General features: G+C 71.4%; 19 protein-coding genes. 8 read left to right on the top strand and 11 right to left on the bottom strand.

Annotation, left to right across the window (positions count from 1 at the left end):
* Positions 1-12: 12 nt before the first annotated feature.
* From Aau02nite_RS06720 to Aau02nite_RS06730, 3 genes are all read right to left on the bottom strand, one after another.
* The gene (locus tag Aau02nite_RS06720; RefSeq protein ID WP_212987421.1) at positions 13-624 is read right to left on the bottom strand and encodes a GNAT family N-acetyltransferase; all 612 of its coding nucleotides are present in this window, start codon (positions 622-624) and stop codon (positions 13-15) included.
* Between the two features lie 70 nt (positions 625-694).
* On the bottom strand, positions 695-1492 hold the full coding sequence (locus tag Aau02nite_RS06725; RefSeq protein ID WP_212987422.1) for an IclR family transcriptional regulator domain-containing protein: 798 nt from the start codon (positions 1490-1492) through the stop codon (positions 695-697).
* 30 nt (positions 1493-1522) lie between these two features.
* Positions 1523-2953: an amidohydrolase family protein gene (locus Aau02nite_RS06730; protein ID WP_212987423.1), complete on the bottom strand. Its 1431-nt coding sequence runs from the start codon at positions 2951-2953 to the stop codon at positions 1523-1525.
* A 192-nt stretch (positions 2954-3145) separates the two neighbouring features.
* Between Aau02nite_RS06730 and Aau02nite_RS06735 the strand changes: the two genes are divergently transcribed.
* The 5 genes from Aau02nite_RS06735 to Aau02nite_RS06755 are packed head-to-tail and all read left to right on the top strand — an operon-like array spanning position 3146 to position 7204.
* On the top strand, positions 3146-4270 hold the full coding sequence (locus tag Aau02nite_RS06735; RefSeq protein WP_212987424.1) for a CaiB/BaiF CoA transferase family protein: 1125 nt from the start codon (positions 3146-3148) through the stop codon (positions 4268-4270).
* Positions 4252-5031: a citryl-CoA lyase gene (locus tag Aau02nite_RS06740; protein WP_212987425.1), complete on the top strand. Its 780-nt coding sequence runs from the start codon at positions 4252-4254 to the stop codon at positions 5029-5031. The genes Aau02nite_RS06735 and Aau02nite_RS06740 overlap by 19 nt, the downstream gene beginning before the upstream one ends.
* A 9-nt stretch (positions 5032-5040) precedes the next feature.
* Positions 5041-5904 carry a DODA-type extradiol aromatic ring-opening family dioxygenase gene (locus Aau02nite_RS06745; RefSeq protein WP_212987426.1) on the top strand — a complete coding sequence of 288 codons (864 nt, stop codon included), beginning with the start codon at positions 5041-5043 and terminating at the stop codon, positions 5902-5904.
* A complete protein-coding gene (locus Aau02nite_RS06750) occupies positions 5901-6260 on the top strand; it encodes a hypothetical protein (protein WP_212987427.1) in 360 nt (119 codons plus the stop codon). Before Aau02nite_RS06745 ends, Aau02nite_RS06750 begins: the two co-directional genes overlap by 4 nt.
* On the top strand, positions 6260-7204 hold the full coding sequence (locus tag Aau02nite_RS06755) for a zinc-binding dehydrogenase (protein WP_246594950.1): 945 nt from the start codon (positions 6260-6262) through the stop codon (positions 7202-7204). The genes Aau02nite_RS06750 and Aau02nite_RS06755 overlap by 1 nt, the downstream gene beginning before the upstream one ends.
* Positions 7205-7295: 91 nt before the next feature.
* On the opposite strand, the gene Aau02nite_RS06760 is transcribed toward Aau02nite_RS06755, so the two are convergent.
* From Aau02nite_RS06760 to Aau02nite_RS06780, 5 genes are all read right to left on the bottom strand, one after another.
* On the bottom strand, positions 7296-7670 hold the full coding sequence (locus Aau02nite_RS06760; protein WP_212987429.1) for a hypothetical protein: 375 nt from the start codon (positions 7668-7670) through the stop codon (positions 7296-7298).
* Between the two features lie 61 nt (positions 7671-7731).
* Entirely contained in the window at positions 7732-8178 is a 447-nt protein-coding gene (locus Aau02nite_RS06765) for an ATP-binding protein (protein ID WP_212987430.1), read from the bottom strand.
* Between the two features lie 151 nt (positions 8179-8329).
* Complete coding sequence (locus Aau02nite_RS06770) at positions 8330-8518, bottom strand: hypothetical protein (protein ID WP_212987431.1); 189 nt, start codon at positions 8516-8518, stop codon at positions 8330-8332.
* Between the two features lie 18 nt (positions 8519-8536).
* Positions 8537-8716: a hypothetical protein gene (locus Aau02nite_RS06775; protein ID WP_212987432.1), complete on the bottom strand. Its 180-nt coding sequence runs from the start codon at positions 8714-8716 to the stop codon at positions 8537-8539.
* A 349-nt stretch (positions 8717-9065) separates the two neighbouring features.
* Positions 9066-9584, bottom strand: coding sequence for a CGNR zinc finger domain-containing protein (locus tag Aau02nite_RS06780; RefSeq protein WP_212987433.1), 519 nt, complete (start codon positions 9582-9584; stop codon positions 9066-9068).
* A gap of 127 nt (positions 9585-9711) precedes the next feature.
* On the opposite strand from Aau02nite_RS06780, the gene Aau02nite_RS06785 reads away from it, so the two are divergent.
* Together Aau02nite_RS06785 and Aau02nite_RS06790 are read left to right on the top strand one after the other, a co-directional pair.
* Positions 9712-10392, top strand: coding sequence for a type 1 glutamine amidotransferase domain-containing protein (locus tag Aau02nite_RS06785; protein WP_212987434.1), 681 nt, complete (start codon positions 9712-9714; stop codon positions 10390-10392).
* A gap of 81 nt (positions 10393-10473) precedes the next feature.
* On the top strand, positions 10474-11346 hold the full coding sequence (locus tag Aau02nite_RS06790) for a LysR family transcriptional regulator (RefSeq protein WP_212987435.1): 873 nt from the start codon (positions 10474-10476) through the stop codon (positions 11344-11346).
* 74 nt (positions 11347-11420) lie between these two features.
* Here Aau02nite_RS06790 and Aau02nite_RS06795 read toward each other — a convergent pair whose 3' ends face one another.
* The 3 genes from Aau02nite_RS06795 to Aau02nite_RS06805 form a co-directional block, all read right to left on the bottom strand.
* Complete coding sequence (locus tag Aau02nite_RS06795) at positions 11421-11978, bottom strand: hypothetical protein (protein WP_212987436.1); 558 nt, start codon at positions 11976-11978, stop codon at positions 11421-11423.
* A 122-nt stretch (positions 11979-12100) separates the two neighbouring features.
* A complete protein-coding gene (locus Aau02nite_RS06800) occupies positions 12101-12988 on the bottom strand; it encodes an SDR family NAD(P)-dependent oxidoreductase (RefSeq protein ID WP_212987437.1) in 888 nt (295 codons plus the stop codon).
* A 4-nt stretch (positions 12989-12992) separates the two neighbouring features.
* Positions 12993-13757, bottom strand: coding sequence for an SDR family oxidoreductase (locus tag Aau02nite_RS06805; RefSeq protein WP_212987438.1), 765 nt, complete (start codon positions 13755-13757; stop codon positions 12993-12995).
* A gap of 100 nt (positions 13758-13857) precedes the next feature.
* Between Aau02nite_RS06805 and Aau02nite_RS06810 the strand changes: the two genes are divergently transcribed.
* On the top strand, positions 13858-14709 hold the full coding sequence (locus Aau02nite_RS06810) for a helix-turn-helix transcriptional regulator (RefSeq protein ID WP_246594951.1): 852 nt from the start codon (positions 13858-13860) through the stop codon (positions 14707-14709).
* Positions 14710-14712 lie beyond the last annotated feature (3 nt).

Here is a 14712-nt window from a genome sequence, read left to right on the forward strand (position 1 = left end):
GGGAACCACCTTTCACCCGCGTCGACCGTAGCGCCGGGCTGCGACATTTCTCAGTCGTTCCAGGCGCGTGCCGCCGCCGGCCGAGACCAGCTCCCAGGTGTCGAGGCTGCTCGGGCCGTACGGGCCCTCCTGGAGGATGGGTGGCTCGCCGGTGAGCCGGTAACCGCAGCGCCGGGCCACGGCACAGCTCGCCGTGTTGGCCGGGTCGATGCGCAACACCAGGCGGCTCAGGCCCAGGGTGCTGCGGGCGTACCCGGAGAGCAGAGAGAGCGCGGCCGACGCCAGGCCGCGGCGCCGGTACGCGGAGCCGACCAGGTAGCCCAGCTCGGCCTCCCGTACGCCGGCGTCCACGCCGAACAGCAGCACCTCGCCGACCGGCCGGGCCCCGTCGACGGTGATCGCCAGCTGGATGCGCTGGCCGTTGGCGCGGCTCTGCCGGGCCCGTTTCAGGTACGCGACGCCGGCTTCGAGGTCGAACGGGGACGGCATGGGCGTCCAGCGCGCGATCTCGGGCTCGTCGAGCAGCCGGACCAGATCGTCGAGATCCTCGTCCCGCCATTCGCGCAGCGACATGCCGTCTCCGGTGAGGGCGATCGGGTAAGGCAGGCGGCCGGCGGTCGTCATGCGCCGATCCTGCCCGTAAGCGACCGGTTCCTGCCAGTAGGGGAGCGTCAGGAAAGCCGGGTCGCGGTGCTCAGCCCCGGACCACCATCGGCGCGGTGTCCAGCAATGACCAGTCGTGGCTTATGTCCGCGGCCGCATGCAGCAGCAACGGCAGATACTCCCCTGTCAATTTATCGACAGACGTCTCCGCCGCGTGCACCGTGACGTTGAGCGCGGCGACCACCGTGCCGTCGCCGTTGCGCACGCCGGCGGCGATCGACCGGATGCCCAGGGCGAGATCCTGGTCGGCCAGCGCCCAGCCCTTGGCGCGGACCTCGCGCAGCGCGGCCTCCAGCGCCGGGCGCTCCGGCTGCCAGCGGGCGTTGATGCCGGACCGGCCCGGTTCCGCGAGCACCTTCTCCAGCTGCGCGGGATCCAGGGCGGCCAGCAGCACCTTGCCCATCGAGGTGGCGGCGGCCGGGAACCGGGTGCCGATCGACACGGCCAGCGTGACGATCTTGGGCACCGCGACCCGGGCCACGTACACGATGTCGGAGCCGTCGAGCTGGGCCATCGAGGTGGACTCGCCGGTCAGCGCGACCAGGCGTTCCATGTGCGGCCGGGCCACGTCCCACATGTCCAGCGAGTTCACGTAGGCCATGCCCAGCTCGAGCACCCGCGGGGTCAGTGTGTAACCGCGCTCGACGGCCCGTACGTAGCCCAGCTCGGTGAGCGTCAGCAGGATCCGGCGCACGGTCGGCCGGGCCAGCCCGGTGTCGGCGGCGATCTCGCTCAGCGTCGACACCCGGCGGCCCGGCCGGAAGCTGCGGACCACGTCCAGCCCGCGGGCGAGGGCCTCGATGAAGTCAGGACCGGTCTCCCGTGCCATCGAGCCCCCCATCTCGTGATCGTCGGACAGCTAATGCTTCCACTGCGCCGAGCCGGCGTCCCACTCGGTGTACGTGTACGGGTTGTCCTTCACCTTCGTCTCGGGCACGTCGGGGTTCATCCCCTGCGCCCAGGCGTCCTCACCCATCGTCGACCGCAGGTACTCGATGGTCCGGCCGACCTGCTCACGGGCGGCCGCCAGGTCCACGCCGACCAGCTTGTGGTCACGCTTGACGATCCTGCCGTTGACCAGCACGGTGTCGACGTCGCCGCGCTGCGCCTGGAAGGCCACGTGGCCGTACGGGTGCAGGATCGGGAACATCACCGGCGAGTCGTCGTTCTTGAGCAGCACCACGTCGGCCTTCTTGCCCGCCTCCAGGCTGCCCACCACCGAGTCCATTCCCAGCGCCTTGCTGCCGCCGCGGGTGGCCCAGTCGACCACCTGCTCGGCCCGCAGGTGCAGGTGCGTCACGGTCTCGGCCCGGCTGTGCGCTTCCATGTGCTCGCGGGAGCGGTCGGCGCCCAGCGTGGTGCGCATCGCCGAGAACAGGTCGCCGCTCCACCACACGCTGGTGTCCATCGACAGCGAGACCGGGATGCCGTGGTCGCGCAAGGTCCAGGTGGGCGGGTAGCCCTGGCCGGCGCTCTGCTCGCTCTCGGTCGCCACGGAGACCGAGCCGCCGGTGGCGGCGATCCGGTGGTACGAGTCGTGGTTCAGCGTCGCCGAGTGCACGTAGATGGTCTGCGGGGTCATGAAGCCGTGCTCGTGCATGAGCCGGATGCCGTCGTCGTTGGTCGCACCCCACACCCCTGCGTGCGTGGTGACCGGTACGCCCAGCTCGCGGGCCACCTCGAAGGCGGCCTTCTCCGGGAAGGCGGGGTCGCCGGTGACGTCGAAGGCCATCTGGAAACCCAGCATGTCGTCGCCCGGGGTGATCCGCCGGCTGACGAAGTCGCGGAACTCGGGGCTGGCCGACCACTGCCACGGGCCCTGCTGGATGTTGCCGTAGGCGAGCACGAACCGGCCGGGCACCGCCTGCAGCGCGTCGACCGCGGCGTCGGCGTGCTGCGGGGTCTGCAGGCCGTGCGACCAGTCGACCGTGGTGGTGACGCCGGCGTCGATCGCCTCGATGGCGGCGAGCAGGTTGCCCGCGTGGATGTCCTCGGGGCGGAACAGCTTGCCCGACTCCAGGTAGTACCAGACGAAGTACTGGGTCAGGGTCCAGTCGGCGCCGTAGCCGCGCATCGCCGTCTGCCACATGTGCCGGTGGGTGTCGATCATGCCGGGCATCAGGATGCCGCCGGTCGCGTCGATCACGGTGGCCCCCTCGGGGGCGGTGAGCCCGACGCCGACCTCGGCGATGCGCTGGTCGATCACCAGCACGTCGGCGTTCGGCAGCACGGTGTGCTGATCATCCATCGTCAGCACGGTGCCGTTGCGGAACAGAACACTGTCGGTCATTCCCGGTCAACTCCCTCCGGACATGCGTCCGTCTGACGGTCACTGCCTCGGCGCCAGTGTGTTGTGGCTCACCAGCAGTGTCAAGGACATGTTTCGCGCCGGTCACAGTTGACAGTCCAGCGCTCGTGAGTTGAGACTGGCTTCTGCGCGGACGTCTGTCCGCCTGACGGTCAGACCTTGGAAAGGCGGCACATGGGACCCCTCAGCGGACTGCTCGTCGCGGACTTCTCCCGGATCCTCGCCGGCCCGTACGCGACGATGCTGCTCGCCGACCTCGGCGCCCAGGTGATCAAGGTGGAGGGCCCGGCCGGCGACGACACCCGCACCTGGATGCCCCCGGTGCGCGACGACGTCTCGACGTACTACCTGGGCATCAACCGCAACAAGCGCTCGATCGCGCTGGACCTGAAGAAGCCCGAGGACCTCGACGTGGCGCAGCGCCTCGCCAGCCGGGCGGACGTGATGATCGAGAACTTCCGGCCGGGCGGGCTCAAGCGTTTCGGGCTGGACTACGACACCGTCGCGGCCGGCAACGAGAAGATCATCTACGCGTCGATCAGCGGCTTCGGCACGGGCGCCGGGGCCGACTACCCCGGCTACGACCTGATGGTGCAGGCGATCTCCGGGCTGATGAGCCTCACGGGTGATCCGGACGGGTCGCCGTACCGGGCCGGCATCTCGGTCTTCGACGTGATGGCCGGGCTGCACGCGAGCATCGGCATCCTGGCCGCGCTGCACCACCGCGGGGCCACCGGCAGCGGCCAGCACGTCGAGGTCAACCTGCTCTCCTCGGCGCTGTCCGGGCTGGTCAACCACTCCAGCGCGTACGTCGCCGGGGGCACGGTCCCGTTCCGGATGGGCAACGCGCACCCCAGCCTGTTCCCGTACGAGCCGCTGCCCACCGCCGACGGCGAGCTCATCGTCATCGCCGGCAACGACGGCCAGTTCCGCAAGCTGTGCCAGGTGCTCGGCCTCGACGAGCTGCCCGACGATCCCCGCTTCGGGCGCAACCAGGACCGCACGGCCAACCGCGAGGCGTTGCGCCCGCTGCTGGTCGAACGGCTCAGCAAGCGCACCAAGGACGAGTGGTTCCGCGACCTGCTGGCGGCCGGAGTGCCCTGCGCGCCGATCAACACGATCGACGGCGGCGTGGCGCTCGCCGCGGAGCTGGGGCTGGACCCGGTGGTCGAGACCGGCGGGGTGCCCGGGGTCCGCAACCCGATCACGTTCTCCGGCACCCCGGCGAGCTACGAGCTGCCCCCGCCCGGGCTCGACGAACACGGTGAGGAGATTCGCGCGTGGCTGACGAAGGACTGAGGTTCCCGACCGCGATCGGGACCTCGGACGAGACGCAGATCCGGCTGCTCGGCCAGGACCTCGCCGCCGATCTGATGGGCAAGGTGGGCTTCGGCGAGCTGGCGTACTGGCTCGTGGCCGGACGGCGGCCCACCCCGGGCGAGGTCCGGGTCTTCGAGACTGTGCTGGTCGCGCTGGCGGACCACGGTTTCACGCCGACCGCGATCGCCGCCCGGCTGACCTACCTGAGCGCGCCGGAGTCGTTGCAAGGTGCGCTGGCCGCGGGCCTGCTCGGTGGTGGCTCGCGCTTCCTGGGCGTGACCGAGGACTGTGGACGGTTCCTGGCCGGTGTGCTGGCGGACGGCGTACCGGAGGACGACGCGGGCTTCGACGCCCTCGCGCTGGCCGCTGTCACCGAAGCGCGCGCCGCGAAGAATTTCGTGCCGGGGCTCGGGCATCCGGTGCACAAGAAGCAGGACCCGCGTACCCCCGTCCTGATCCGCATCGCGGAGGAGGAAGGTCTGCGCGGCCCGCACCTGCGCCTGTTCGAGGCCATCGGCCGGGTGCACCCGCAGGTGCTCAACCGGACCCTGCCGCTGAACGGGGCCGGCGTGTGCGGCGCGGCCCTGGCCGACCTCGGCCTGCCCGTTGATCTGCTGCGCGGCTTCGCGCTGCTGGCCCGTGCGGCCGGCCTGCTCGGCCACCTGGCCGAGGAACGCCGCAACCCGATCGGCATGGACGTCTACCTGACCGTCGACCGCAACGCCGTCTACGAGGATTAAGGAGCCGGCATGGCCACCGTCGTCGCGGTGATCGCCTCCACCCATCACCCCTTCTACTACAAGGCCAGTACGGCCACCGGCGAGGACCGCCGGCCGTTCGCGGACGAGTGGGTCCGCAAGATCACCGCGTTCCGCGAGACGCTCACCCGGGCCCGCCCGGACGTGCTGGTGATGGTCGGCTCGGACCACTTCCACCAGCTCTGGCTGGACAACATGCCGCAGTTCCTCGTCGGTAAGGCGCCGTTCTACGACGCCAACTTCTACAACGAGGAACGGGAGTTCGGCCTGCCGAGGATGCTGCTCAAGGGCCAGGAGGACCTCTCCGCGCACATCCTCCGCGCCGGCCTGGACGAAGGCTTCGACCTGGCGTTCAGCAACGAGCTGCGGATCGACCACAGCATCACCTGCCCGATCATCACCCTGCGGCCCGAGGCCGACCTGCCGATCGTGCCGATCTACACCAACATCTTCGCGCCGCCGCTACCGCAGCCCAAGCGCTTCGTCCAGCTCGGCCAGACCATCCGCGACATCGTCGAGTCGTGGCCCAGCCACCTGCGCGTCGCGGTGATCGGCACCGGCCACCTCTCCCTGGAGCTGGGCGGGCCGCGCCAGTTCGGGCCGCACGGGCCGGACCCGGACTTCGACCGCAAGGCCGTCGAGTGGATCGCCACCGGTGACCTGGAACGCTGCCTGGCCGAGGTGACCCTGGACAGCCTGCACTCCCCCGGCAACGCCACCCACGGCTTCATGGACTTCATGCTGATGATGGGCGTGGCCGGCGCGGGCCAGAAGGCCGACTATGTGGACAGTCTCGACCTGTTCCACACCATGGAGGCGTACTTCACCTGGTACCCGAACGGGGTGCACCAATGAGCAAGTACCTGGTCGACAAGTTCCTCTACACCGTCGACCGCGATCCCGAGCTGGTCGAGCGGTACCGCGAGGACCCCCGCGGCACGGTGACCTGGTGGGAGGCCGAGTGCGCCAACAGCGTGCTGAACTGCCACGCCGGTGAGGCCAGCACCTGGCTGCGCTTCACCGACGAGGAACGCGAGGCGCTGGCCGCGCACGACCACGTCGCGCTCTTCTCGCTGGGCGCGCACCCGTTCCTGACGCTGACCCTGTTCATCGCGATGTTCGAGCGCGACCACGGGCCGCTGGAATACCAGAAGGCGTTCGGGGCCCGGCTGGCGCACTTCGAGATGCCGTACCCGGACATCGCCACGTGATGCGGGCCGCCCTGCTGCACGCCTGCGGCGCGCCGCCGGTCGTCGGCGATCGGGCCGTGCCGGTGCCGGCCGCGGACGAGATTCTCGTACGGGTCACCGCGGCGTCCATCACCCCGCTCGACCTGCTGTGCGCGACCGGGACGTCGTACTTCGGCGTACCGGCCACGCCGTACGTCCCGGGGGTGCAGGGGGTCGGCCTCCGTGACGACGGCACCGCGGTCTGGTTCCCCACCAGCGCGGGCATGCGCCCCGGCGACGGCAGCCTCGCCGAGTACGCAACCGTGCGCGCCGCGGACACGGTGGAACTGCCGGACGACGTCGACCACCGGCTGATCGCGGCGCTGGGCCTGTCGGCGGTGGCCGCGCAGCTCGCCCTGACGTGGCGCGGGGAGCTGCAGCCCGGTGAGCACGTGCTGGTGCTGGGCGCGGGAGGCGTGGTCGGGCAGGCCGGCGTGCAGCTCGCCCGGCTGGCCGGCGCGGGCCGGGTGACCGCGGCCGCCCGGTCGCAGGCCGCACGGCAGCGGGCTGCTCTGGCGGGGGCGGCTGAGGTCGTACCGCTGAAGGACGGCGACGATGTCGCCCGGCTCGCGGCCCGCCTGAAGGCCGCCACCGACGGCCCGGTGGATCTGGTCCTGGACCCGCTGTTCGGCGTCCCGGCCGCGGCCGCCCTGCGGACGCTGCGGCCGGGCGGCCGGCTGGTCAATCTGGGCAGCGCGGCGGGCGAGACGGCACCGCTGGACTCGGCGACGCTGCGCGCGGGGTCGCTGCGGATCCTCGGCTACACCAACAACGAGCTGACCGCGGCGCAACGGTCGGCGGCCCTCACCCTGCTCGCCGCGCACGCGGCGGCCGGGCGGCTGACGGTCGACCACGAGACGGTACGCCTGAGCGACGTCACCACGGCCTGGCACCGCACCGACCGCAGGATGGTCGTCATCCCGTAACCCGGGCTCTACCAGGGTGAGCCGCTCGCCACGAGCCGCCCGGTCAAGCCGGTCGACAAGCCCACCGCCGCGGTGCGCTGAGCGGCGGGGGTCAGTCGCCGGCGGATTCGGGCTCGCTGTCGGCGCGGTCCTCCGCCGACCGGGAGGTCTCCAGGCGTACCCGGTCGATGCGGTCGACGCCGCGCTGGACCGCCGCGCGGGAGCGTTGCAGGAAGTCGTTGCTGCGGTCGGTCTTGGCCGAGGTGCGCTCGATGGCGTCGCGGAACCGCCCGATCGGGTCCACCGTGCGTTCGTCCTGATGCTCGGCTTCCTCGTCGAGCTTGCGTTCCCGCTCGGTAGCCTCGGCCTCCCGCGCGTCCGCGTCCAGCTCGCGCCGGTCAGCGTCCCGTTCGCGCTGGTCGGCGCGCCGGTCACGCTCGTCCGCCGCCCTCTCGCGCGCGTCGAGACGGCGCTCCCACTCGTCCAAGCTCGCAGCCCTGGCCCTCTGCCGGTCATCCGGAGCTTCCGAATCACCCACGAATCGCAGCCTACATTCGCGTGGAGGCGGCCGGGAGGCTCACCTCGCACCACACGATCTTTCCCGGGAGACGGATGTCCCAACCCCAGCGGGTGGCAAGCCGGTCGACCAGCAGCAGACCCCGGCCGCCGGCCACGGCGTCGCCGGGCCGCACCATCCGGGGCTCGGCCGGACCGGCGTCGCTGACCTCGATGCGGATCCGTTCGGCGTCGATCCGCACCCGCAGGTAGCCCGGCGGCGGGGCATGGTTGACCGCGTTCGCCACCAGCTCGCTGGTGATCAACATCGCAGTCTCGACCGTTTCCTCCGGCACACCGCAGCCGCGCAACGTCTCGGCCACGAACCGGCGCCCCACCCCACAGGCCGAACCCGTGGCCGGGACGTCGTCCAGGACAGCGAGGCAGCCGCCGGCGGAGCCCTCCGGAGCGGAGTCGTCCCGAGCGGGGGAAGGTGGCAACGTCAATCCAGCGGACCAGCGGCAGACGGTGAGCGGAACAGTCCGAAGCGCCCAACGGACAACCCCGGGCACCGGCGTTGCACCGGGGCAGTCTGCCACCGTTCGCCCGTACCGGCAGTCCGTGCCCTCCGCCGGCTCGCCGATCCTCCGGCTAGTGCGCCTCGGCGGTGGCCTGGCGCTCGCCGGGCTTGGTGGGCTCGGCGCCCTCGACAGCGAACGGATCACGCAGCCGCGTCATCGCCTCGGCGCTGTTGTCGGCCACCTCCGACTTTTCCTCGGGCGCGGCGCTTCCGGCCGGGGCGAGGAACAGGTCGGCGTCGTTGTTGTCCGTGGAGTTCATTGAACCGGTCCGATGCTCTTATGGGGTGGGGGCGGGCGGGCTCTCGAGCTCTTTGAGATCGAGGTGCAGGGTGGACAGCAGTCCGCTGTGCAGGAACGGGTCGACCTCGTCGGGAAGCTCCCGGTCGACCCAGTCGGCCCGGGCGGTCAGCCCACGCTCGCGAAGTTTGGCGATGATGGTGCTCTTCTGGATGATCATTTCCTGGCCCGTCTGGAGAGGTGTCGCGACGTCGAAAACGAAAAAAGCGCCAGACGGGTGCGTATACCCATCGGGCGCGGAGAACGTCAACGGATTCGAAACGGGAACACTCTCACGGTAGCACGAATCCGTATTTCCGCTGCCGCCCGGGATTTTCCCCGGCCGGGCGGTTCGCACCAGCCGTGTACGCTGACGCCCGAGTCGCCAGGCGGGCTCACCGGTCGCCCGAAACCCGCAGGTTCTGCGGTCAGTACAGCGGCGAACCGGGTGGTCAGCTGCTCGCGGACGAGGCGTACGACTCAGCGACGCGCGACCCCCCGGCGACCTGGCGGCTTCACAAGGCGCTTCTTCACGCGCTGCGCTGCCGGCTCCGGTAGGCCCGCATGGAGACCTGCGAGCTGCACGCCGGGCTGCAGTAGAGCCCCGAGCAATTTCGCGTCTTGTCGAAGAAAGCCTCGTGGCACCCGATGTTCTTGCAGACTTTCACCCGGGGCCAGCCGCCCTGATACGCGAGGTTGGTGACCGCGGCCAGCACCGCGCCGAAGACGCCCAGCACCCCGGTCTGCGCCGGCACCAGCGTGCAGCCCTCGGCACTGATCCGCGGGACCAGCGGGTAACGGGCGGCGATGCGCTCCAGATAGCCCTGGGCGGAGGCCACCTCGTCCTCCCCCGCGCAGTCCGAGTGGGCCCGCAGCAGCGTCAGCAGGGCGGCCCGCAGATCACGCGCGGCGACGACGTCGACCTCGTCGACCGTGGGCTCGCCGGCATAGCGGGTCAGCCAGGCGGTCAGCTCGGCGCCGCTGTTGGCGAAACCCACGATGAGGTCGCTGGTGGTGCACACCGCTGGGGTGCAGACATCCTCCGGCATTGCCCCAGCCTACCGGGCATCGTTACCGGCAAAAAAGAGACGGTACTAACTATCGCTGCCGTTCAGCGTGGATGGTGAGGACCGTCCGGCGTACGGTGGCTGCAGAAGCCGACTCGTGGAGGTTGTGATGTCATCTGTCCTGCTGGCGCTCTCCGGTGCCCGGGTGTGGAGTCTCAAGGACGGCACCCAGCACCCGACCGGGTACTGGGCGGAGGAGTTCGTGACGCCGTACCGCCTGCTGATCGAGGCCGGTCACGAGGTCACCATCGCGACGCCGGGCGCCCGCGTCCCGGTCGCCGACGAGGCGAGCCTGGGTGACGAGTCCGGTCCCGAGCTGCGGGCGTACCTGGACACCGTCAAGGAGCTGCTGGAGTCGCCGGCCCGGCTCGAGGACGTCGACCCGGCCGGCTACGACGCGGTCTTCATCCCCGGCGGGCACGGCCCGATGCAGGACCTGGCGGTCGACCCGGACGTGGCCCGCATCCTGGCCGCGATGCTGCCGGACCAGAGCAAGGTCGTCGCCTCGCTCTGCCACGGCCCGGCCGCTTTCCTCGCCGCCGGTGACGCGGAGGGCAACTGGCTGTTCAAGGGCCGCAAGCTGACCGCGTTCACGGACGAGGAGGAGAAGCAGGCCGGACTGGCAGACAACGCGCCGTGGCTGCTGGAGACCCGGCTGCGAGCCGGTGGCGCCGTCTTCGAGTCCGCCCCGGCCTGGGCGTCGCACGTGGTCGTCGACGGCAACCTGATCACCGCGCAGAACCCCGCCTCCGCCGAGGCCGCGGGCCAGGCGATCCTCGCGAAGCTCTAGGCGTCGGTCATGCGACTAGTCTTGACACGCCGGAGTGACAAGTCCAACAGATGGTTCTTGTCGTAGCTAGTATCAGCGCTCATGGATCTGCGGCAGCTCGAGTACTTCGTGGCGGTGGCCGAGGAGGCCAACTTCACCCGCGCGGCCGACCGCGTGCACATCACCCAGTCCGGCGTCAGCGCCCAGATCCGCCAGTTCGAACGCGAGCTGGGCGCCGACCTGTTCGACCGCTCCGCCCGCATGGTCCGCCTCACCCCGGCCGGGGCCGCAGCGCTCCCGCACGCCCGCACGGCGCTGGCGGCGGCCCAGGCCATCCGTACCGCCTGCGACGAGGTGAACGGCCTGGTCCGCGGCCGGCTGCGGATCGGCATGGTGACCGGCTGCACGGTGACCCCGCTGTTCGACGCGCTGGCCTCGTTCCACCGCCGGCACCCGCGGATCACCATCGCGCTGAGCGAGGACAACTCGGACGTCCTGCTGGAGAACGTGCGCGCGGGCCACGTCGACATCGCGCTGGCGGCGGTGGCGGGCGGCATGCCGGACGGCCTGGAGTCGATGACCATCGTCAGCGAGGGCCTGGTCGCCGCCGTGCCGCCGGACCACGCCCTGGCCGAGCGGGAATCGGTGCCGCTGCGCCGGCTGGCGGCGTACCCGTTGATCTGCCTACCGGTGGGCACCGGGGTCCGCGGCGTGCTCGACCAGGCCTGCGCGGCCGCCGGGATCCGCCCGACCGTGGCGCTGCAGGCGACCGCGCCGGACGCGGTCCTGGACCTGGCCGCCCGCGGCCTGGGGGTGGCGGTCCTCAGCGCGTCGATGACCGCCGGGCACGAGGGGGTGCGGTCGGTGCCGATCGAGGACATCGACGTGCCGGCGATGCTGGCCCTGGTGTGGCGCAGCGAGAGCATCGTGCTGCGGGCGCTGCTCCCCCATTGCCGGCGGGCCTTCGCGGTCTAGCTCTCTTCGCCGCCGCGGGCCTTGTTCAGCCGGCTTTCGCCCAGCTCGGCGGCCCGCCCAGCTCGGCGGCCCGCTCAGCCGGCGCAGGCGACTTCGGCCTGCTCGCTCCACGGGGTGCCGTCGAAGCCTTCGCGGGGGTGGGCCTCGCGGTCCTCTTCGTCGGAGGTCTGCACCGACAGGGTGACCGGAAGCCGGCCGAGCGGCAGCCCGTGTACACAGTCGACCTGCACGTCGGCGTCGGCCTGCACCGTCGCGCCCGGAGCGACCCAGCGCTGCTTGTCCACCCCGCGCACGCTGACGCCGGGCCGGGAGGCGGAGAGGTCACGGATGTTGATCGGCAGCGGACCGGCGTTGACCAGCGTCACCCGCCGGGTGAGCGTGACGGTGGCGACCCGCCCGCCGGAGACGACGCTGTCGGCGGGCGCGCCGTCGACGAACGGGCTCGCCTCGGCGAAGACGAAAACGGCGACCTGCCGCTCCCGGGCCGCCGCCTGCCGCTGCACGGACCAGCCGTAGGTGGCACAGGCGCCGAGCACGGCGCCGATCACCAGCGCGGAGGCGGCCAGCCGGTGGGACTTGCGCTGACGAGCAGGGGGTACGACGGCCGGCCGGTCCAGATCGATCACATTCATGCGGCGCCCTCGCCCTGGCTCGGATTGGAGAACGGACGGTCTGAGAACGTACGGCATGAGCGGCGGGTTGCGGTCCGCCGCCCACAACCTCCACCGTTCGTGGTGTCCGGGCCTCGGGCGAGTCAGCCGGCGGTAGCCGGCCCGAGGAGGTCCGCCAGGCCGATGCGGCGGAGGAACTCGCTGCGGATCCGGTCGGCGACGGCGCTGACGACCTCGCTGCCGTCGTCACCGGGATCGATGTGCACCCGGAACGGACGGTGGCCGTGCGGCGTGCCGACGATCGTGGCGATGGCGTCGGCCACCTGGGCGACGTCGGCGGTGGGCGGGGTGAGCGCGGCCAGGGCCTCGCCGACCTGGTCCATGAGACCGGCGTACTTCTGCTCGTAGGCCGCCACGGTCGCGGTGTCGGCCGGGCTGCCGGCGTGCGCGAAGTGGTTGGTGCCGGAGGTGAAGGCGCCCGGCACCACGATGGAGGTCTCGATGCCGAAGCGGGCCAGCTCGCCGGCGTAGCTGACGGCCAGGGCGTCCATGGCGGCCTTGGCGGCGAAGTACGGGCCGAGGTAGGGCGGGGTGCCACCGCGAGTGCTCGTACTGCCCACCCACACCAGCAGGCCCCGGCCCTGCTCCCGCAGCTGGGGCAGCGCCGCGCGGTTCACCCGCTGGGCGCCGAGCACGTTGACGTCGTACAGCGCCGCGAGCTGCTCGGGTGTGAAGGCCTCGGCCGGCCCGGTGACCATGTGACCGGCGTTGTGCACCACCACGTCGAGCCGGCCGATCGCCCGGACCGCGGCCTCGGCCGACTGGTCGGAGGTGACGTCGAGTTCCACGGTGCGGAGATCCACGCCGTGCCGGGCCGCGTACTCCGCCGCGTCGGCCACGGCGGGCGCGTTCCGGCCGTTCGGGTCGCGGATGCCGGCGTACGCGGTGTGCCCGGCGCGGGCCAGCGCCCGGGCCGCCAGCGCACCGAACCCGCTGGACGCCCCGGTGATGAGGATGGTCTGGCTGCTCATGGCGTCACTTCCCGTGCGGGTCGGCGGCGTTCAGCGTCTCGACGACCTTGTCGTAGTCGCCGCGCACCTCGGCGTACCGGAGGAACTTGACCCGCTCGACCTGGATCTCCTTGGCGTCGGGCTGGTCCTGGAGCAGGGCCATGACCTCCGAGACGTACTCGTCGAGGGGCATCGCGAAGTCACTGTTCTCCTGGCCCGGCAGCAGCGCGGTGCGCACGGAGGGCGGGACCAGCTCGACGATCCTGACCGACGTGTCGGCGAGCTGCAGCCGCAGCGACTCGCTGAGCATGTGGATCGCGGCCTTGGACGCGTTGTAGCTCGGGGTGGCCCGCAGCGGTGCGAAAGCGAGGCCGGAGGAGACGGTGACGATCGTCGCGTCGGGCTGCTTCTGCAGGTGCTCGATGAACGCGCCGATGAGCCGGATCGGGCCGAGCACGTTGGTGGTGATGGTCTCCTCGGCGGTGGCGAGGAAGGACGCGGGCGTGTGCCAGTCCTCGATCCGCATGATCCCCGCCATGGTGACGACGACGTTCAGGCCGGGGTGCCGGCTCAGCACCTGCTGCGCGGCGGCGTCGATGCCGGCCGGGTCGGCGGTGTCGATCCGTACGGTGTCGAGCCCGGGATGGTCCCGGGTGATCTGTTCCAGCAGGTCACCACGCCGCCCGCCGACGATGACGGTGTTGCCGCGGGCCTGCAGCGCCAGCGCCAGGGCGAGGCCGATGCCGCTGGTGGAGCCGGGGATGAAGATGGTGTTTCCGGAGATGTTCATGCCCCGAAGTCTGGGCGGCCGGGCCGGGCAGCGGCAGAGATCCGTCATCGGGGGATCGGAAGTCCCTGGATGTGGTGCGCGAGGCGACGATACTGGGACGGTGGACCGTCCCGCACTCGCCGACTTCCTGCGCCGCCGCCGTGCATCCCTGCAGCCGAGCGACCTCGGTCTGCCCGCTGGGCTGCGCCGCCGCACCCAGGGACTGCGCCGCGAGGAAGTGGCATCGCTGGCGGCGATGTCGACTGACTACTACACGCGGCTGGAGCAGCAGCGCGGACCGCAGCCGAGTGAACAGATGCTGGGATCCCTGGCCCGGGCGCTGCGGCTGAGCAACGAAGAGCGGGACTATCTGTTCCGGGTGGCCGGGCACAATGCGCCCACGCCCACGACGGCGGCCACGCAGGTGGCGCCGGCGCTGATGCGGGTCCTGGAGCGCCTCGACGACACACCGGCGCTGATCCTGTCGAGTCTCGGTGAGCGCCTGGTCCAGAACGCCCTGGCCGCGGCGCTGCTCGGGGACGTGTCCGGATATACGGGGTTGGCCCGCAGCGAGATCTACCGGTGGTTCACGGATCCGGCTGAGCGGCTGCGCTATCCGGCGGAGGACCGGGATCGGCAGAGCCGGGCTCAGGTGGCCAGCCTGCGGGCGGCTTACGGGGCCATGGGGCCGCGGTCCCGGGCTGGGGAGTTGCTGCGAGCGCTGCAGGAGGCCAGTGCGGAGTTCGCGGAGCTGTGGGAACGGCACGAGGTGACGCGGCGGTTCAGCGATCACAAGGTCCTGGTGCATCCGGAGGTCGGCGAGATCGAACTGGACTGCCAGGCGTTGTTCACGGAGGACCAGTCGCAGTGTCTGCTGGTGCTGACGGCGCCGCGGGGGTCTGCGGGGTATGAGAAGTTGCAGCTGCTGGGGGTGTTGGGGCAGCGGGGCGTGACGGAGACGGCCCGCGCCTGACGG

The organism is Actinoplanes auranticolor (assembly GCF_018332655.1).
Lineage (GTDB): Bacteria > Actinomycetota > Actinomycetes > Mycobacteriales > Micromonosporaceae > Actinoplanes > Actinoplanes auranticolor.

What these genes read in the sequence shown, in the direction of transcription:
- Aau02nite_RS06750 (WP_212987427.1), top strand. Translation starts at nt 5,901, where the DNA reads ATGAGCAAGTACCTGGTCGACAAGTTCCTCTACACCGTCGACCGCGAT.
- Aau02nite_RS06755 (WP_246594950.1), top strand. Translation starts at nt 6,260, where the DNA reads ATGCGGGCCGCCCTGCTGCACGCCTGCGGCGCGCCGCCGGTCGTCGGC.
- Aau02nite_RS06805 (WP_212987438.1), bottom strand. Translation starts at nt 13,757, where the DNA reads ATGAACATCTCCGGAAACACCATCTTCATCCCCGGCTCCACCAGCGGC.
- Aau02nite_RS06780 (WP_212987433.1), bottom strand. Translation starts at nt 9,584, where the DNA reads ATGCCGGAGGATGTCTGCACCCCAGCGGTGTGCACCACCAGCGACCTC.
- Aau02nite_RS06770 (WP_212987431.1), bottom strand. Translation starts at nt 8,518, where the DNA reads ATGAACTCCACGGACAACAACGACGCCGACCTGTTCCTCGCCCCGGCC.
- Aau02nite_RS06735 (WP_212987424.1), top strand. Translation starts at nt 3,146, where the DNA reads ATGGGACCCCTCAGCGGACTGCTCGTCGCGGACTTCTCCCGGATCCTC.
- Aau02nite_RS06725 (WP_212987422.1), bottom strand. Translation starts at nt 1,492, where the DNA reads ATGGCACGGGAGACCGGTCCTGACTTCATCGAGGCCCTCGCCCGCGGG.
- Aau02nite_RS06730 (WP_212987423.1), bottom strand. Translation starts at nt 2,953, where the DNA reads ATGACCGACAGTGTTCTGTTCCGCAACGGCACCGTGCTGACGATGGAT.
- Aau02nite_RS06745 (WP_212987426.1), top strand. Translation starts at nt 5,041, where the DNA reads ATGGCCACCGTCGTCGCGGTGATCGCCTCCACCCATCACCCCTTCTAC.
- Aau02nite_RS06800 (WP_212987437.1), bottom strand. Translation starts at nt 12,988, where the DNA reads ATGAGCAGCCAGACCATCCTCATCACCGGGGCGTCCAGCGGGTTCGGT.
- Aau02nite_RS06790 (WP_212987435.1), top strand. Translation starts at nt 10,474, where the DNA reads ATGGATCTGCGGCAGCTCGAGTACTTCGTGGCGGTGGCCGAGGAGGCC.
- Aau02nite_RS06775 (WP_212987432.1), bottom strand. Translation starts at nt 8,716, where the DNA reads ATGATCATCCAGAAGAGCACCATCATCGCCAAACTTCGCGAGCGTGGG.
- Aau02nite_RS06795 (WP_212987436.1), bottom strand. Translation starts at nt 11,978, where the DNA reads ATGAATGTGATCGATCTGGACCGGCCGGCCGTCGTACCCCCTGCTCGT.
- Aau02nite_RS06785 (WP_212987434.1), top strand. Translation starts at nt 9,712, where the DNA reads ATGTCATCTGTCCTGCTGGCGCTCTCCGGTGCCCGGGTGTGGAGTCTC.
- Aau02nite_RS06720 (WP_212987421.1), bottom strand. Translation starts at nt 624, where the DNA reads ATGACGACCGCCGGCCGCCTGCCTTACCCGATCGCCCTCACCGGAGAC.